Source organism: Antarctobacter jejuensis, from assembly GCF_052266595.1.
In the GTDB taxonomy this organism is placed as follows: Bacteria; Pseudomonadota; Alphaproteobacteria; order Rhodobacterales; family Rhodobacteraceae; genus Antarctobacter; species Antarctobacter jejuensis.
The window spans coordinates 247,804-262,852 of record NZ_JBQQXJ010000002.1; the positions used below are offsets into that span (position 1 = coordinate 247,804).

Annotated in this window: 14 protein-coding genes and 1 tRNA gene; 6 read left to right on the forward strand and 9 right to left on the reverse strand. The window is 64.9% G+C overall.

Features of this window, described 5'->3' with window-relative positions:
• Positions 1 to 59 precede the first annotated feature (59 nt).
• From ACTXGA_RS03860 to ACTXGA_RS03875, 4 genes are all read right to left on the reverse strand, one after another.
• Positions 60 to 1,031 (reverse strand): beta-ketoacyl-ACP synthase III, encoded by a 972-nt coding sequence (locus ACTXGA_RS03860; protein ID WP_443391813.1) that lies wholly within the window; start codon positions 1,029 to 1,031, stop codon positions 60 to 62.
• A 4-nt stretch (positions 1,032 to 1,035) separates the two neighbouring features.
• Positions 1,036 to 2,127, reverse strand: coding sequence for a phosphate acyltransferase PlsX (gene plsX / locus ACTXGA_RS03865; RefSeq protein ID WP_443391814.1), 1,092 nt, complete (start codon positions 2,125 to 2,127; stop codon positions 1,036 to 1,038).
• Between the two features lie 25 nt (positions 2,128 to 2,152).
• Entirely contained in the window at positions 2,153 to 2,359 is a 207-nt protein-coding gene (rpmF, locus tag ACTXGA_RS03870) for a 50S ribosomal protein L32 (protein ID WP_443391815.1), read from the reverse strand.
• A 152-nt stretch (positions 2,360 to 2,511) separates the two neighbouring features.
• Complete coding sequence (locus ACTXGA_RS03875) at positions 2,512 to 3,090, reverse strand: YceD family protein (protein WP_443391816.1); 579 nt, start codon at positions 3,088 to 3,090, stop codon at positions 2,512 to 2,514.
• An 89-nt stretch (positions 3,091 to 3,179) separates the two neighbouring features.
• Between ACTXGA_RS03875 and ACTXGA_RS03880 the strand changes: the two genes are divergently transcribed.
• The gene (locus ACTXGA_RS03880) at positions 3,180 to 3,638 is read left to right on the forward strand and encodes an outer membrane protein assembly factor BamE (protein ID WP_443391817.1); all 459 of its coding nucleotides are present in this window, start codon (positions 3,180 to 3,182) and stop codon (positions 3,636 to 3,638) included.
• Positions 3,639 to 3,745: 107 nt separating this feature from the next.
• A complete protein-coding gene (locus ACTXGA_RS03885; RefSeq protein WP_443391818.1) occupies positions 3,746 to 4,477 on the forward strand; it encodes a GNAT family N-acetyltransferase in 732 nt (243 codons plus the stop codon).
• A gap of 12 nt (positions 4,478 to 4,489) precedes the next feature.
• On the opposite strand, the gene ACTXGA_RS03890 is transcribed toward ACTXGA_RS03885, so the two are convergent.
• A complete protein-coding gene (locus ACTXGA_RS03890; protein WP_443391819.1) occupies positions 4,490 to 5,572 on the reverse strand; it encodes a Hint domain-containing protein in 1,083 nt (360 codons plus the stop codon).
• Between the two features lie 237 nt (positions 5,573 to 5,809).
• On the opposite strand from ACTXGA_RS03890, the gene ACTXGA_RS03895 reads away from it, so the two are divergent.
• Together ACTXGA_RS03895 and ACTXGA_RS03900 are read left to right on the forward strand one after the other, a co-directional pair.
• The gene (locus tag ACTXGA_RS03895) at positions 5,810 to 6,133 is read left to right on the forward strand and encodes a hypothetical protein (protein WP_443391820.1); all 324 of its coding nucleotides are present in this window, start codon (positions 5,810 to 5,812) and stop codon (positions 6,131 to 6,133) included.
• 45 nt (positions 6,134 to 6,178) lie between these two features.
• On the forward strand, positions 6,179 to 7,999 hold the full coding sequence (locus ACTXGA_RS03900; protein ID WP_443391821.1) for an ABC-F family ATP-binding cassette domain-containing protein: 1,821 nt from the start codon (positions 6,179 to 6,181) through the stop codon (positions 7,997 to 7,999).
• A 7-nt stretch (positions 8,000 to 8,006) separates the two neighbouring features.
• Here ACTXGA_RS03900 and ACTXGA_RS03905 read toward each other — a convergent pair whose 3' ends face one another.
• Complete coding sequence (locus ACTXGA_RS03905; RefSeq protein WP_443391822.1) at positions 8,007 to 9,080, reverse strand: AbrB family transcriptional regulator; 1,074 nt, start codon at positions 9,078 to 9,080, stop codon at positions 8,007 to 8,009.
• A 46-nt stretch (positions 9,081 to 9,126) separates the two neighbouring features.
• Here ACTXGA_RS03905 and ACTXGA_RS03910 point away from each other — a divergent pair, with 46 nt between their 5' ends.
• On the forward strand, positions 9,127 to 10,239 hold the full coding sequence (locus tag ACTXGA_RS03910) for an acetoin utilization protein AcuC (RefSeq protein ID WP_443391823.1): 1,113 nt from the start codon (positions 9,127 to 9,129) through the stop codon (positions 10,237 to 10,239).
• Between the two features lie 10 nt (positions 10,240 to 10,249).
• Here ACTXGA_RS03910 and ACTXGA_RS03915 read toward each other — a convergent pair.
• A tRNA-Gly gene (locus tag ACTXGA_RS03915) sits at positions 10,250 to 10,323 on the reverse strand.
• Between the two features lie 103 nt (positions 10,324 to 10,426).
• On the opposite strand from ACTXGA_RS03915, the gene ACTXGA_RS03920 reads away from it, so the two are divergent.
• Positions 10,427 to 11,566 carry a fumarylacetoacetate hydrolase family protein gene (locus tag ACTXGA_RS03920; RefSeq protein WP_443391824.1) on the forward strand — a complete coding sequence of 380 codons (1,140 nt, stop codon included), beginning with the start codon at positions 10,427 to 10,429 and terminating at the stop codon, positions 11,564 to 11,566.
• Positions 11,567 to 11,714: 148 nt separating this feature from the next.
• On the opposite strand, the gene ACTXGA_RS03925 is transcribed toward ACTXGA_RS03920, so the two are convergent.
• Together ACTXGA_RS03925 and ACTXGA_RS03930 are read right to left on the reverse strand one after the other, a co-directional pair.
• Positions 11,715 to 13,754 (reverse strand): ASKHA domain-containing protein, encoded by a 2,040-nt coding sequence (locus tag ACTXGA_RS03925; protein WP_443391825.1) that lies wholly within the window; start codon positions 13,752 to 13,754, stop codon positions 11,715 to 11,717.
• A 124-nt stretch (positions 13,755 to 13,878) separates the two neighbouring features.
• On the reverse strand, positions 13,879 to 15,027 hold the full coding sequence (locus tag ACTXGA_RS03930; RefSeq protein ID WP_443391826.1) for a CaiB/BaiF CoA transferase family protein: 1,149 nt from the start codon (positions 15,025 to 15,027) through the stop codon (positions 13,879 to 13,881).
• Between the last annotated feature and the right edge of the window lie 22 nt (positions 15,028 to 15,049).

Below are 15,049 nucleotides of genomic sequence, written 5' to 3' on the forward strand. Positions count from 1 at the left end.
GAAAGCCATTCGTGCAATAAAGGCACAACTCTGCGGCAGCGGTGCCCGGATTTGGGCAGTTACCAGCGCAGAACCACCGCGCCCCAGGCCAACCCGCCACCGATTGCCTCTGTCACGATGACATCGCCCGGCTTGATCTGGCCGCGCGCCTTGCCCACCGACAGGGCAAGGGGAATCGAGGCCGCAGAGGTGTTGCCGTGGTCCTGCACGGTGACGACCACACGCTCCATCGGCAGGCCCAGTTTCTTGGCCGTGCCGGTGATGATGCGGATGTTCGCCTGATGCGGCACGACCCAGTCGATCTCGTCCGAGGTGACGCCGCATTTTTCCATTGCATTGGTCGCGGTCGAGGCCAGCTTTTCCACCGCGTGGCGGAACACTTCCTTGCCCTGCATGCGCAGAAAACCGGTGTTCTGCGTGGCAACGCCGCCGTCCACGTAAAGGATGTCGCGAAAGCGGCCATCGCTGTTGAGGTCGGTGGAGAGGATACCGCGATCTGCCTTGGTGCCATCGCCTTCGGCGCGCTCAAGGATCAGGGCGCCCGCGCCATCGCCGAACAGCACGCAGGTGCTTCGGTCGGTCCAGTCCATGATCCGCGAGAAGGTTTCGGCACCGATCACCATGACGCGTTTGGCTTGACCGGAGACGATCAGCGCATTGGCATTGGCCAGCGCATAGATGAACCCGGCGCAGACCGCCTGCACGTCAAAGGCAAAGCCGCTGGTCATGCCCAGTTCGGCCTGCACCATCGTGGCGGCAGAGGGAAAGGTCAGGTCGGCGGTCGAGGTGGCGACAATCAGCGCATCGATCTCTGAGGCGTCGATTCCGGCATCGTCCAGCGCGGCGCGCGCAGCCCGCGTCGCGAGGTCAGAGGTGGTCTGTCCCTCGGCGGCGAAATGCCGACGCTCAATCCCCGACCGGGAGCGAATCCATTCATCCGATGTGTCCAGGGATTTTTCGAATTCGGCATTTTCGACAATGCGGTCAGGCAGATAGTGTCCGACACCGATGACGGCGGCGCGTGTTGTCATGTCTTTAGGAGTCCTTTTGTACCGCGCCATCCTGCGCCGCCTCGGCGGCAGAGGCAACCCGTGCGGCCAGACGATCCCCAAAGCCGGAGCGCGCAAGTTCAAAGGCCAGTTTGACGGCCGCCGATATCCCGGTCGCATCGGCAGAGCCGTGGGATTTCACCACAGTGCCGTTCAGGCCAAGGAAAACGCCACCGTTCACCCGTCGCGGGTCGATCCGTTTTTTCAGGCGCCGCATGGAGGTCAGCGCCAGCACTGAAGCGATGCGCGACAGGGGCGAATAGGCAAAGGCCTCGCGCAAGAGATCGCCGATCAGCGAGGCGGTGCCTTCGCCGGTTTTTAGCGCCACGTTGCCGGTAAAGCCGTCGGTGACGATCACATCGCAGGAATCGCCGGGAATATCGCCGCCTTCGACAAAGCCGACGAATTCGTATTTTCCGGCGTCGCGATGGCTGTCGATCAGGTCATGCGCCTCTCTCAACTCGGCGCGGCCCTTGTGTTCCTCGGTGCCCACGTTCAGCAGGCCAACGCGCGGGCGTTCAAGGCTCAGCCCGTTGCGGGCATAGGCCGCCCCCATCAGCGCGTATTGCAGAAGGTCCTGCGCATCGGCGCGGATGTCCGCGCCCACGTCCAGCATCACGTTGAACCCCTGCGGATTGCGCGAGGGCCAGAGAATCGCGATGGCGGGGCGGTTCACGCCGGGCAGTTTGCGCAGCCGGATCATCGACAGCGCCATCAGCGCGCCGGTGTTGCCACAGCTGACGGCGACGGTCGCCTCTCCGTCCCGGACCGATTCCAGCGCGGACCACATCGAGGTGCCCTTGCCGTGGCGCATCACCTGGCTGGGCTTGTCGTCCATCGTGACGACACCCTGCGCATCACGGATGGTACAGCGTTCGGGCAGGCCCTTGCGCCGCGAGACAAGCTTTTCCAGCTCATCCGCAGGTCCGTGCAGGATGAAATCCAGCTCGGGATTCTTGCGCGCAGAATACGAAATGCCGGCGACAACAGCCGCCGGCCCACGGTCGCCGCCCATGGCGTCGACGGAAATCACGATTCGGGACGCGCCGTTTCCTGCGGAGTTCTTCAGAGAAGACATTCAGGGGGCGTCCCGCTTGGGCTGATCAGGCCGCGTCTTCGTCCAGGTCGATGTCGTCGGTCATCGCGACGATTTCGCGCTCTGCGTAGTGGCCGCAGGACGGGCAGACGTGATGCGGGCGCTTCAGTTCGCCGCAGTTGTCACACTCGTTCGGGTTGGCCGCGACCAGCGCGTCATGTGCGCGGCGGTTGTTGCGGCGCGACTTGGATACCTTGTTCTGTTGGACAGCCATGTCTCAACCTCGTCTATCGGAGGGGCGCAGGGTCTGCTCCCCTTGTTTCGGATCGCGTCGTGCCTTGGGACCCCGGGGCCGCGTCGACACACGCCTGTCATACTCATGAGCGCGCGAAAATACGCAGAACCTGTGATTTGGCAAGCGGATTCTCAGTCTTCCTCGTCGCCTTCCTGCATTTTTTCGCGCAGGGCCGCAAGCCCTGCAAATGGACGCGCTGCTTCGTCGGTCAGCGGGGCCACACCATCCTCTGCAAACTGGGCCTCACCCAGTTCGACACCGTCCTTGCGCGGATAGGTCGGCAAGGCCAGCGACAGCGCCTCTGTCATGACCGCCTCTACGTCGATCTCTTCTCCCAGCGGCTCGACCGAGTCGTCCTCAGGCATCTCGATTTCGGACCCGGCTTCGGGTTCGTCCAGCATCTCCTGCGGGACGAATTCGCGCAGCACCTCTGTATCGATCCTTGTGGTCACCGGCTCCAGCGTCACGATGCAGGACTGCACCACGGTCGCGCCCAGTTGCCCCTGCAGCCGCCAGCCGCGCTTGCCCAGCGGCGTCAGCACGCCTTCGAACCGCAGCTTCTTGATCGATACCGCGCCAAGCTCTTGCGCCAGCGCCGCGCGTGTCCCGGCATCCGGTTCAAGCCGGACGGGCGTCTTGCCGGACTGGCGCAGGCTGGAAACACGCAGCCGCGGGGCGGTCAGGGGGCCTTGGGGCGAGGGGGTGGTCATCGGGGCGGGTTTTCCTGCGCTTGAATGGATGGCGTTCCTTCTATAAGCGGGATAGGTGGCAGACCGTCCCATGACAAGAGGCGCATGACATGTACAGGTTTTCGGCAATGGCAAAAGGTGCCGTCGTGGGGATGATGCTCGCGGCTCTGGGCGCCTGCACGGCACAGCACCGTGTGCATGGCTACATGCCTGCCGAGGATGAGTTGCAGCAGATCGTGCCGGGCGTCGATACCCGCGCCACGGTCGAAGAGATCGTAGGCCCGCCCAATGCCTCCGGCGTGCTGAACGGGTCGGGCTTCTATTATATAGAGACCGAGATCCGACACTTCGCCTATCAAAAGCCGAGGATCGTCGATCGCCAGATCCTTGCCATCACCTTTGATGAGGCCGACGTGGTGCGCAACATCGCCACCTACGGTCTGGAAGACGGCCGCGTCGTGCAGATCAACCGCCGCGTGACCGAAACCTCGGATGGCGACATCAGCTTTATCCGCAAGCTGTTCGGCAACATCGGCGGCCTCAGCGCGTCCAACATCCTCGGCAACTGACCTCTGGTGCGGTTCGCGCCCGGATTTCGTCACGCGATTGTCACGCCGGTTTGGCATGGCCTGACCCATGCGCGCATCATCCGGCGCGCCGGGCAGGAGTGAGCGAAATGATTCAGTTGAACCGCGGGCGCTATCGCGCGCGCATGGCCGAGGGGCCCGCTGATATCGCGGCGGCGCAACGGCTGCGCGGACGCGCCTTTCACGGCCATGACAGGCCGGATGCCGATGCCTATGACGCGGTCTGCGATCATGTGCTGGTCGAAGAGGCCAGAACCGGCGCGCTGGTCTGCTGCTTTCGCTTCCTGCCGTTGTCCTCGGGCGGTGAAATCTCGCGCAGCTACTCCGCCCAGTATTATGAACTCTCGGCGCTCGAATCCTTTGACGGGCGCATGGTCGAATTGGGCCGCTTCTGCATCGACCCCGATCACTCGGACCCGGATATCCTGCGCGTGGCATGGGGCGCGATGACTTCATACGTGGATGCACAGGGGGTCGAGCTGTTGTTCGGCTGTGCCTCTTTCGCGGGGACGGATGCGCGCGCCTATTATGATGCCTTTGCCATGCTCAAGGCGCGCCATCTTGCGCCGCGCCGTTGGCTGCCACGGGCCAAGGCACCGGATGTCTTTCGTTTTGCCCAGCGTCTGAGGCGCCAGCCCGACGCCCGCAAGGCGATGCTGCGCATGCCCCCCTTGCTGCGCACCTACCTGATGATGGGCGGCTGGGTCAGCGATCACGCGGTGGTGGATGCGCAGATGAACACGCTGCACGTCTTCACCGGGGTCGAAATCGCCGCCATCCCCCCGGCGCGGAAAAAACTGCTGCGCGCCGTGGCGCGATAAAAGGGAAGGGGCTCAGGCCACCTGTTCCGGGGCGCGTTCAGCGGCGGGCACCAGCAAGGGTTTGCGCCGCAGATCCGCAAGCCGCGCCGCCGCCTTGCGAAAGGCGAAACTGCGCCGGGCCAGCGCGCCATACCCTTCTGCGACCCCGGCAGCCAATCCGGGTATCAGGCGCATCAGTTCGAACCTCAGGTTGGGGGCGAGCGCCCGGAGCGCATTGGGACCGGGATAAAAGCTTTCCGACGGCAGACCCTCTGTCATCAGGATCTGATGATCGTTTAACAGGACATGGTGGTATTCTGCGCTGCGGCGTCCGCTCATCTGTCTGACGCCCGGAAGACCGACCATCGCCTTGGCCGGGACAAATACCTCTGAAACGCCGAACGCGGATTGCACGTCCGGTCCCGACAGCAGCACCCGGTGTTGCGGGGACAGGATGACATCCCGGTGCGGCAAACCGGTTCCCAGCGCCTTGGCGGTGATCATGATCGGCTTGGAATCGTCCTCCGCACCCGGCCAGTGCAATGTGGTCTTGCCCACCCAAATTACAGGTCTGGCCCCGGCGTCGCGTGTCAGAACAAGGTCGCCGGGAGCAAGCCGTTCGACCGGGACCGGCCCGGTCGGCGTGTCGATCCGCGTGCCTGCCAGAAAGCAGACCGCCGAGGGCGGTGGCGAGGTGTCGAGATTCTGGATGTCGATGGCCCCGTTGCCAAAGGCATCCATTTCCGTCTGCGTGGCGTTGTCATCTGGGAGAAAGGCAAGCCGGGCCGAACTGCCCGGGGTGGGATAGTCCTGCACCGTGATGATGTAGACGGCGTTGCCTTCGAACTGGTCAGGAACCTGTTGCGATCCGTTCTTCTTGGTCGTCGGCAGGGTTCCGACCAATTCGAAGGTAAAGCTGTAGGTCGTGCCGCCAATGGACACGACGGTATCGGGATCGATGCCACCGCCTGCAGGCTGATCAAGGAACAGGTCGCCGGTTCCGCCAGTAGGTGTTTCGTTGACAAAGGTGATCTCGACCGCCGGATCGCCGGTCATGTTCAGCGCTGGATTATTCGCTGAATTGCTGTCGAACCTTGCCCAGAACGTATCGTTCATGGTGAAGCTTGGCCTCGAATAATTACAGAGCGGCAATTTTGTTTCGTATTTATCGACAATTAGCAGCGAATTAAGGCCAAAATGTGTCAAAGCGTGCGGTGCCATCGTGTGGCGGCGCGGGCCTGAACGGCCCTTGGCGGGCAGGGTCGGGTATCCCGCAATACGGCGCATGGCCCGCGCATGGTAAATTTTCGGCAGGACCAGAAACTGCCAATCCATGACCCGGAGGGCCTCCCCATGACCCGCAAGATGACCCGCACGACCGTTGCATTTGTAATCGCCGCTCTGCTTGTTCCCGGCCTTGCCAGCGCCAAGACCTGCAAAAACGGGGTGATCATCGGCGACGCGATGAAGGCGACCTCGGTTGCCATCACGTCCAAGAGCGCGGCCAAAAGCGCCGCCTACCAGAACTGGATCGGCAACTGCATGAACCGCTACGGCAATCCGTGGTGCGATGCCCAGAACGCGGCCTATCCCAAGTACAATTTCAACCGCGTGCCCAACGGCTTTGGCGGCTACAACTGGACGGCGACGCTGCACGCCACGCCTTGCCGCAACTGATCGCCTCCCATTGACTATGTCACGGCGCGGGATTAGCTCGCGCCCATGGCCGCACCTCCTTTGCTTCAACTCACCGACATCTCGCTGACCTTCGGCGGAAACCCTGTCTTCGACGCTCTGTCGCTGACCGTGCATCAGGGCGACCGCGTCGCGCTGGTCGGTCGCAACGGCTCGGGCAAATCCACCTTGATGAAGGTCATGGCCGGTTTGGTCGAGGCCGACAGGGGCGACCGCGTCGTGCCTGCGGGGTTCTCCGTAGGCTACATGGAGCAGGAACCGGACCTCTCCGGGTTCGAGACGCTGGGTGAATTCGCCGCCTCCGAACTGACCGCGTCAGAGATGTACCGCGTCGAACGCGCCTCCGAGGGGCTGAAATTCGACCCGGACCGCCCCGTTGCCACCGCCTCGGGCGGGGAACGGCGGCGGGCGGCTCTGGCCAAGCTGATGGCCGAAGCGCCCGACCTGATGCTGTTGGACGAACCGACCAACCATCTGGACATCGAGGCGATCGGCTGGCTGGAAGATGAGCTGAAGTCCACGCGCAAGGCCTTTGTCCTGATCTCGCACGACCGGCGGTTCCTGACGGAACTCACCCGCGCCACGCTCTGGATCGACCGGGGAGAGGTGCGCCGGCAAGAGCAGGGTTTTGCCGGGTTCGAGGCCTGGCGCGACAAGTCCTGGGATGAGGAAGACACCCAGCGGCACAAGCTGAACCGCAAGATCAAGGCAGAGGCCCGCTGGGCCGTCGAAGGCATCAGCGCGCGGCGCAAACGCAATCAGGGCCGCGTGCGGCGCCTGCAGGACATGCGCGCCGAACGGGCCGGACAGATCCGGCGGCAGGGCGCGGCGGCGATGGAACTGAGCGCGGCACCGAAATCCGGCAAGAAGGTGATCGAGGCGGTGGGCATCACCCATGCCTTTGCCGACAAACCCATTGTGCGGGGCTTTGACCTGACCGTGCAGCGCGGCGAGCGCGTGGCCTTTGTTGGCCCCAACGGCGTCGGCAAGACAACTCTGATCCGCATCCTGATGGGTGAAATCACCCCGGACGAAGGAACCGTCAAACACGGCACCAACCTGCTGCCTGCGGTCTTTGACCAGAGCCGGGCGCAACTGGACCCCGACGCCACGCTGTGGGACAGCCTGACCCATGACCGCGACATGCGGGTTTCCGGCCATTCCGATCAGGTCATGGTGCGCGGCGCGCCGCGTCACGTGGTGGGCTATCTCAAGGATTTCCTCTTTGACGAAGGGCAGGCGCGCGCCCCTGTGCGGTCCCTGTCGGGTGGCGAAAAGGCGCGTCTGCTGCTGGCCAAGCTGCTGGCGCGGGAATCGAACCTTTTGGTGCTGGACGAACCGACCAACGATCTGGACGTCGAGACGCTGGATCTCTTGCAGGAACTGCTGGACGATTACGATGGCACCGTGCTGCTGATCTCGCACGACCGCGATTTCCTTGACCGCGTGGCCACGACCACCGTGGCGATGGAGGGGCGCGGGCGCGCCACCGTCTACGCGGGCGGCTGGTCTGACTACCAGTCGCAGAAGCGCGAGGCCGAAGCGCCGGCGAAAAAGGCCAAACCGGCCGGCAAATCCGGCAGTTCCGCGCCAGAGGCCACCGCGCCGAAACCGCAAGCGGGCCTCAGCTTTACCGAAAAGCACCGGCTGGAGGCGCTGCCCGTCCTGATCGACCGGCTCACGGCGGAAATCGCCAAGCTGGAGGAATTCCTTGTCGCGCCTGATCTCTTCACCAAGGAACCGCTGAAATTCCAGAAGGCGACCGACGCGCTGGTGGAACGCCAGAACGCGCTGTCGGCGGCAGAGGAAGAGTGGATGGAACTGATGGAAAAGGCCGAACAGGCCTGATCCGGTCCTAACGCAGTTTCAGCAGGCGTGACACCACGCCCATTTCAACCACCGTCATCAGGATGCGCGCCACGTGGTGCAGGCTGACCAGCGCCGGATTGGCCGCAAGGCTCAGCGCCACGATGGACATCTCGGCCACGCCGCCGGGCGCAAAGCTGATCAAGAGGTGCAGCCATTCGATGCCGGTGATCTGGTAGAGCACCCACGACAGCGCGCCGCCCAGGGCCATCATATAGGCCACCGACACCACGGCCAGCCACAGACAGCGGCGCAACAGCGCCATGTTCGCGCCCTTGAACCGCATCCCGAGGCTGACACCGATCACCAGCTGCGCGCTGGCGATCAGCCAGACCGGCAGATGCAATTCCACAACCCCGGTCACGGTGAACCCCGCGACCAGCAAGAGAGGCCCGCTCAGCTGTCCTGCGGGCAGGTTGACCAGCTTGGCCAGCCCAAGCCCCGCAGCGGCGGCAAGGCAGATCAGCATCAGCGCCAGCGGCGTCACCGGCTCTTCCGGCGCGCTGGCGCTCAGCCCGGCGGCGCTGCCCACCGGCGCACCCAGCCACAGCGACAGCCCCAGCGGCAGCAGCGTGATGACCACGATGATGCGCAGGAACTGCTGCGCCGTCAGGATGCGGATATCCGCGCCCGCGCCTTCGCCCATCACGATGCTTTCCGTCAGCCCGCCGGGTGTCCCGGAGTAAAACGCCGTCGCACGGTCATAGCCGCCAAGACGCTGAAAGATCAGCATGTTGCCCAGATGCGCGCAGAGCACAAAGACCACCAGCCCGGCCATCGTCCAGGTGAACTGCCCCGCCATCGCGGCCAGCTCTGGAGTCACCTGCGTGCCGATCATCACCCCGATCAGCGCCACGAACCCGGTCCGGAACCGCATCGGAAAATCATAATCCCGCAGGATCCACGGGTCCCAGATCAGCACGACCGCCGCAGAGGAAAACAACCCGCCCAGCATCCAGGGCATCGGCAGGTGCAGAACGGTGGCCAATGTGCCTCCGATGACGCCAAAGGCGAGCATGAGGGCGGACTGCCAGATCAGGCGGAACGGGGGCAGGGTCAGCATGATGAGGGGTTTTCCTTCGCCCCCAGATGGCTCTACCTGTCGGGGCATGTCCAGCCCCGTTTTCATCGGCTCGCCCATTTATCGCGGATCGGTCTACGGACCGCGCCACCCGCTGTCGATTCAGCGGGTGCCTGCAGTCATGGATCTGGCGCGCGCCCTCGGCTGGCTGCCGGAGGGGATGTACCGGACCTCGCCGCGCGCCAAACCCGTTGCCCTGACGCGCTTTCACACGCCCGATTACATCGCCGCGCTGCAAACCGCAGAGGCCGCGCAACAGGTCAGCGATGAGACCCGCGACCGGCACGGCCTTGGCACCCTGTCGAACCCGGTTTTCACAGAGATGTACCGCAGGCCCGCCACGGCGGCGGGCGGTGGTCTCCTGGCCGCCGAACTGGTGGCGCAGGGGGGCGTCGTCTACAACCCCGGCGGCGGTCAGCATCACGGCATGCCCGACCGCGCCGCCGGGTTCTGCTATCTCAACGAACCGGTCCTGACGATCTCGCGCCTGCTGGACATGGGGCTGGAACGGGTCGCCTACGTGGACATCGACGCGCATCACTGCGATGGCGTCGAACCGGCTTTTGCGGGAAGTGAGCGCGTCCGCATGATCTCTTTGCATGAGGCAAAGCGCTGGCCCTTCACCGGCGCGCTGGAGGATCGGGCAGAGGGCGCGGCGTTCAACCTGCCGGTGGCGCGGGGCTTCAACGATACGGAATTCACCCTTGTCCTGAACGAGTTGATCCTGCCCGCGATCGAGACGTTCCGCCCCGACGCCATCTATCTGCAATGCGGGGCCGATGCCCTGCTGGAGGATCCTCTGGCGCGACTGGCGCTCTCCAACCGCTGTCACGTGGCGGCGGTGCGCGCCCTGCGCCCACTGGCCCCGCGCCTGATCGTCTCCGGCGGCGGCGGCTACAACCCGTGGAGCGTGGCCCGCTGCTGGACCGCCGTCTGGGGCGAAATCTCGGGCTTTGACGCGCCCGACCACCTGCCGCCAAAGGCGCAGGCGCTGCTGCGCGGGATGGACTGGCACCGCAAGGGACGTCCAGAACAGACGCTGCTGACCACCCTGACCGACGCGCCGCGCGAAGGGGCGATTTCCGACAACCTGCGCAAGGACGTGTCCCGCCTGCGGGCGCGTCTGAAACCGGTCATCTGAGGGGAAAACATGGAGCGGGTAGCGGGAATCGAACCCGCGCGTTCAGCTTGGGAAGCTGACAGGCTACCATTACATCATACCCGCCGCGAGGCGCATCGGTAGCTCAGGCCCGCTGTTCCGTCAAGCGCCTTGCACACGCGCGCGCCTGCGCTAAGGCTGTGCAAAACGACAAGACGGGAGGAGCGACATGACACTGAACTTGCCTGAGACGGGAACCTTCGTGGGGCGGGTCTGGCGTCCGGAGATCGGACCGGCCCTGATCGTCCGGTGCGGCGAAGAGGCGGTGGATATCACCAGCCGTGAGGTGCCGACCCTGCAGGCGCTGCTGGAACGCGATGATCCGGCAGAGTACGCGCAGAACACGGCGGGAGAAAGCCTTGGCCCCCTCGATGAAATCGCGGCAGGCTCGGTTGAGGGCGCAGAGGGCCTGCGCCTGCTGTCCCCCTGTGACCTGCAGCCGGTCAAGGCCTGCGGCGTGACCTTCGTCTCCTCGATGCTGGAACGGGTGATCGAGGAGCAGGCCAAGGGCGATCCGGCCAAGGCCGAGGCAATCCGTGACCGCTGCACCGCAATCCTTGGTGAAAGCCTGCGCGCCGTCGAACCGGGGTCCGAAAAAGCCGGGCAACTCAAGGAAGTGCTGATCGCCGACGGCGTCTGGTCCCAGTATCTGGAAGTCGGCATCGGCCCCTATGCCGAGGTCTTTTCCAAGGCGCAGCCGATGTCGGCGGTTGGGTTCGGGGCCAGCGTCGGCCTGCACCCGATTTCCACATGGAACAACCCGGAGCCGGAGATCGTGCTGGCCTGCGACAGCCGCGGTCGCATTCGGGGCGCGACGCTGGGCAATGACGTGAACCTGCGCGACGTCGAGGGCCGCTCGGCTCTGCTGCTGGGTAAGGCCAAGGACAACAACGCCTCCTGCGCCATCGGCCCGATGCTTCGGCTGTTTGATGACAGCTATTCGCTGGATGACGCGCGGCAGGCGGAACTGACGCTGACCGTGACCGGCGAAGATGGCTTTGTCCTGAACGGGCGCAGCAGCATGTCCCAGATCAGCCGCGACCCCGAAGATCTGGTCAGCCAGACCCATGGTGCGCACCATCAATACCCGGACGGGTTTTTCCTGATGCTGGGCACGCTCTTTGCCCCGACCAAGGACCGCGACGTACCCGGCGGCGGCTTTACCCACAAACTGGGTGACGTGGTCGAAATCTCGGAACCTTCACTTGGGCTGCTGCGCAACACGGTGCGGCTGTCGACGGACTGCCCGCCCTGGCGTTTCGGCACCAGCGCGCTGATGCAGAACCTTGCGCAGCGGGGCTTGCTGTAAGGGGGCGCTGCCCCCTCGGCCTTCGGCCTCACCCCCGAGGTATTTCAAAGCCCAAAGAAGAGCGGGGTGTTTCGTTTCTTTGGGCTGAAAATACCTCGGGGGAGCCGCGCGCCCCGCGCGACGGGGGCAGCGCCCCCCGCGTCGTCGGTTATCCGCGCCGCCGCCGCCGTCGGCCACCGCCGTCCTCACCGCCAGTATTGAAGCTGACGTTCGGAAGGGTGACGATCTTTTTCAGTTCCGGGAAGGGGTCCGTCGCGTGGGGGATCGCGTTTGCGGCGACGAAATGCTCCTGGAATTTCGGTTCGATGGCGGTTTCCACCTTGGTGATCTCCCGGACCACGCGCTCGATCTCGCGCCGTGCGCCAAGGTTGCACAGGGCGATCCGCGCGCCGGTGCCGGCGGCGTTGCCCGCGCTTGTCACCTTGTCCAGCGGCACATCCGGGATCATGCCCAACACCATTGCGTGCTGCGGCGAGATATGCGCGCCAAAGGCCCCGGCCAGCACCACGCGGTCAACCTTGTCGACACCGCGCGTGTCCATCAGCAGGCGCGCGCCCGCGTAGAGTGCGGATTTCGCCAGCTGGATCGCGCGGATGTCGCCCTGGGTGACGGTGATGCGCGGCCCGCCTTCGGCGGTGGCGTCATGGATCAGGTAGCTGTGGGTGCGGCCCTCGGCAAAGCAGCGGTCCGTTCCGGTCTGCGCCGGGCCGCCGATTAGCCCTGAGGGGTCCAGCAGGCCCGCGGTGCGCAGTTCCGCGACCGCCTCGATGATGCCGGAACCGCAGATGCCGGTGATCCCGGTGGCGGCGGTTTCTTCCCAAAAGCCGTCCTCATCCGACCATTTTTCACAGCCGATCACACGAAAGCGCGGCTCTTTGGTCGCCGGGTCGATGCGGATCGCCTCGATCGCGCCGGGGGCCGCGCGCTGGCCGGAGCTGATCTGCGCGCCTTCAAAGGCCGGACCGGTGGGCGAGGAACAGGCCAGCACGCGCGTCTTGTCCCCCAGCACGATCTCGGCATTGGTGCCCACATCAACGATGAGCGCCAAGTCACTGGATTTACCCGGTTCTTCTGACAAGGCCACGGCGGCGGCATCGGCCCCCACATGGCCCGCGATACAAGGCAGCACGTAGATCTGCGCCGAGGCGGGCAGCGCGGTCAGCTCCAGATCGCGCGCAGTCAGCACCAGCGAATCCGAGGTCGCCAGCGCAAAGGGCGCCTGTCCCAGTTCCACCGGGTCGATGCCCAGCAGAAGGTGGTGCATCACCGGGTTGCAGACAAACACCGTCTCTAGGATCAGCGCGGGGTCGATTTTTGCTTCGCCCGCTATGTCCACCGCCAGCGTGTCGATCGCCTCCCGCACGGCGCGGGTCATCTCGACGTCGCCGCCGGGGTTCATCATGGCATAAGACACCCGGCTCATCAGGTCTTCGCCAAAGCGGATCTGCGGGTTCATGATCCCCGAGGAGGCCACGACCTCGCCGGTGTCCAGGTTGGTCAGATGCGCCGCGATGGTGGTCGATCCCAGATCGATGGCCAACCCGTAAATCCCGCCCTCATGCAGACCCGGCCAGATTGCGGTCAGGCGCGGGATGGCACCGTGATCGGCCTTGTTGAGCGCCACGGTGATCTTCCAGCCGCCCTTGCGCAGAACCGGCTGCAGGCGGGAAAGGACCGAGAACTCCGCCGAAATCTCCGGGATATCCCATTGCTCCGCCAGCGCCCGTTCGACCCGTTCCAGATCGCCGGTCGGCTCGTGCATGTCCGGTTCCTGCACCTCGATGTAGTAGAGGCGGGTGGCCGGGTCCATTTCGATGACGCGGGCGGTGGCGGCCTTACGCACCACCTGCCGGTGCACCTGGCTTTCGGGCGGTACGTCGATCACCACATCGCGCTGCACGGTGGCCTGACAGCCCAGCCGACGGCCGGACTTCAGCCCGCGCACCCGGTCATAGCGCTCTTCGACCGCGTTCCACTCGGACAGGGCATCCTTGGCGACAGTGACCCCGTGCTTGGGGAAATCGCCGTAGGACGGGGTGATCTGGCATTTCGAACAGATGCCGCGCCCGCCGCAGACCGAATCGAGGTCGACGCCCAGCTGGCGCGCAGCGGTCAGGACAGGGGTGCCCACGGGAAAGCGGCCGCGCTTGCCCGAGGGGGTAAAGATCACGAGCGGGTCTTGAGACATGCATAAACCTCCGAATTGCGCGGACCATAGCGCCGGTTGCGGCAATGAAAAGCCGTCAGGCGTCACGTCCGGGGCGGAAAACGGCACGGATGGCCAATGGTGGGAAATTCATGCGGCTGGCGTGTCAGCCCTGACCCAGCCAGCGCAGGATTTCACCGCGGTTGCCGTCCAGATCCGGGGCCGGGCCGCGCGATTTCGGGTCCGGCGCATCGGTCATCTTGATCGGGTTGCCGGCGGCCTTGTAGGCCTGCCGCCCGTTCTTGTCGAGCACATCGACCACCATGTTGCGCGCGATGATCTGCGGATCTTTCAGCACCTGATCGACGCTCTGGATCGGCCCGGTGGGAATGCCCGCCGCCTGCAGGCGCGAGATCCAGAAGGCGCGGGTGTTGTCCAGCGTCACCGCCTCGATCAGCCGTTTCAGCAGGCGCGCGTGTTTGCACCGCTCGGGGTTGGTGGCAAAGCGCGGATCGTCCGAAATCGGCAGGTTCAGCGCGATACACAGCTTTTCGAACAGCCGGTCATTGCCGGCGGCGATCACGAACAGCCCGTCGCTGGCGTGAAAGGTCTCAAACGGGGTGATCGAGGGATGCCGCGCCCCCGATGGCGCCGGGGCCTTGCCCGTCACCGTGGTCAGCGCCACCGCGTGTTCGAGGATCGCCAGCTGGCTGTCCAGCATGGCCACATCGATCTTGCGCCCGACGCCGTTGCGGTCCCGGTCCAGGAGCGCCGCCAGAATGCCCTGCGCCAGGAACATGCCCGCCACGATATCCCCGATGGAGGCCCCCACGCGCACCGGGTCACGGCCCTTTTCGCCGGTGATCGACATCACCCCGCCGCGCGCCTGAACGACCATGTCATAGGCAGGCCGCTTGGAATCCGGACCGGTATGGCCAAAGCCCGACACCGCGCCATAGACCAGCCGGGGAAAGGCCGCGTGCAGGTTGTCCCAGCCATAGCCCAGCCGTTCCATCACGCCGGGGCGGAAGTTTTCGACCACCACATCCGCCCGCGCCAGAAGCCGTTCAAAGATCGCGCGGTCCTCATCGGCCTTGAGGTTCAGCGCGATGCTTTTCTTGCCGTGGTTGATGGCGGCGAAATAGGCGGATTTGCCGTCCTTGAAGGGCGGAAAGGTGCGCGTGTCATCGCCGCCGCCCGGCGATTCGACCTTGATGACCTGCGCCCCCATGTCCGCCAGCGTCATGGTGCAGAACGGCCCGGCCAGCACATGCGTCAGGTCGAGGATCACGTATCCGGCAAGGGGGGCGGTCATGGGCGGGTCCTGTTGTTTGGGT

What these genes read in the sequence shown, in the direction of transcription:
- ACTXGA_RS03860 (WP_443391813.1), bottom strand. Translation starts at nt 1,031, where the DNA reads ATGACAACACGCGCCGCCGTCATCGGTGTCGGACACTATCTGCCTGAC.
- ACTXGA_RS03930 (WP_443391826.1), bottom strand. Translation starts at nt 15,027, where the DNA reads ATGACCGCCCCCCTTGCCGGATACGTGATCCTCGACCTGACGCATGTG.
- ACTXGA_RS03885 (WP_443391818.1), top strand. Translation starts at nt 3,746, where the DNA reads ATGATTCAGTTGAACCGCGGGCGCTATCGCGCGCGCATGGCCGAGGGG.
- ACTXGA_RS03880 (WP_443391817.1), top strand. Translation starts at nt 3,180, where the DNA reads ATGTACAGGTTTTCGGCAATGGCAAAAGGTGCCGTCGTGGGGATGATG.
- ACTXGA_RS03900 (WP_443391821.1), top strand. Translation starts at nt 6,179, where the DNA reads ATGGCCGCACCTCCTTTGCTTCAACTCACCGACATCTCGCTGACCTTC.
- ACTXGA_RS03920 (WP_443391824.1), top strand. Translation starts at nt 10,427, where the DNA reads ATGACACTGAACTTGCCTGAGACGGGAACCTTCGTGGGGCGGGTCTGG.
- ACTXGA_RS03925 (WP_443391825.1), bottom strand. Translation starts at nt 13,754, where the DNA reads ATGTCTCAAGACCCGCTCGTGATCTTTACCCCCTCGGGCAAGCGCGGC.
- ACTXGA_RS03895 (WP_443391820.1), top strand. Translation starts at nt 5,810, where the DNA reads ATGACCCGCAAGATGACCCGCACGACCGTTGCATTTGTAATCGCCGCT.
- ACTXGA_RS03875 (WP_443391816.1), bottom strand. Translation starts at nt 3,090, where the DNA reads ATGACCACCCCCTCGCCCCAAGGCCCCCTGACCGCCCCGCGGCTGCGT.
- ACTXGA_RS03910 (WP_443391823.1), top strand. Translation starts at nt 9,127, where the DNA reads ATGTCCAGCCCCGTTTTCATCGGCTCGCCCATTTATCGCGGATCGGTC.
- rpmF (WP_443391815.1), bottom strand. Translation starts at nt 2,359, where the DNA reads ATGGCTGTCCAACAGAACAAGGTATCCAAGTCGCGCCGCAACAACCGC.
- plsX (WP_443391814.1), bottom strand. Translation starts at nt 2,127, where the DNA reads ATGTCTTCTCTGAAGAACTCCGCAGGAAACGGCGCGTCCCGAATCGTG.
- ACTXGA_RS03905 (WP_443391822.1), bottom strand. Translation starts at nt 9,080, where the DNA reads ATGCTGACCCTGCCCCCGTTCCGCCTGATCTGGCAGTCCGCCCTCATG.
- ACTXGA_RS03890 (WP_443391819.1), bottom strand. Translation starts at nt 5,572, where the DNA reads ATGAACGATACGTTCTGGGCAAGGTTCGACAGCAATTCAGCGAATAAT.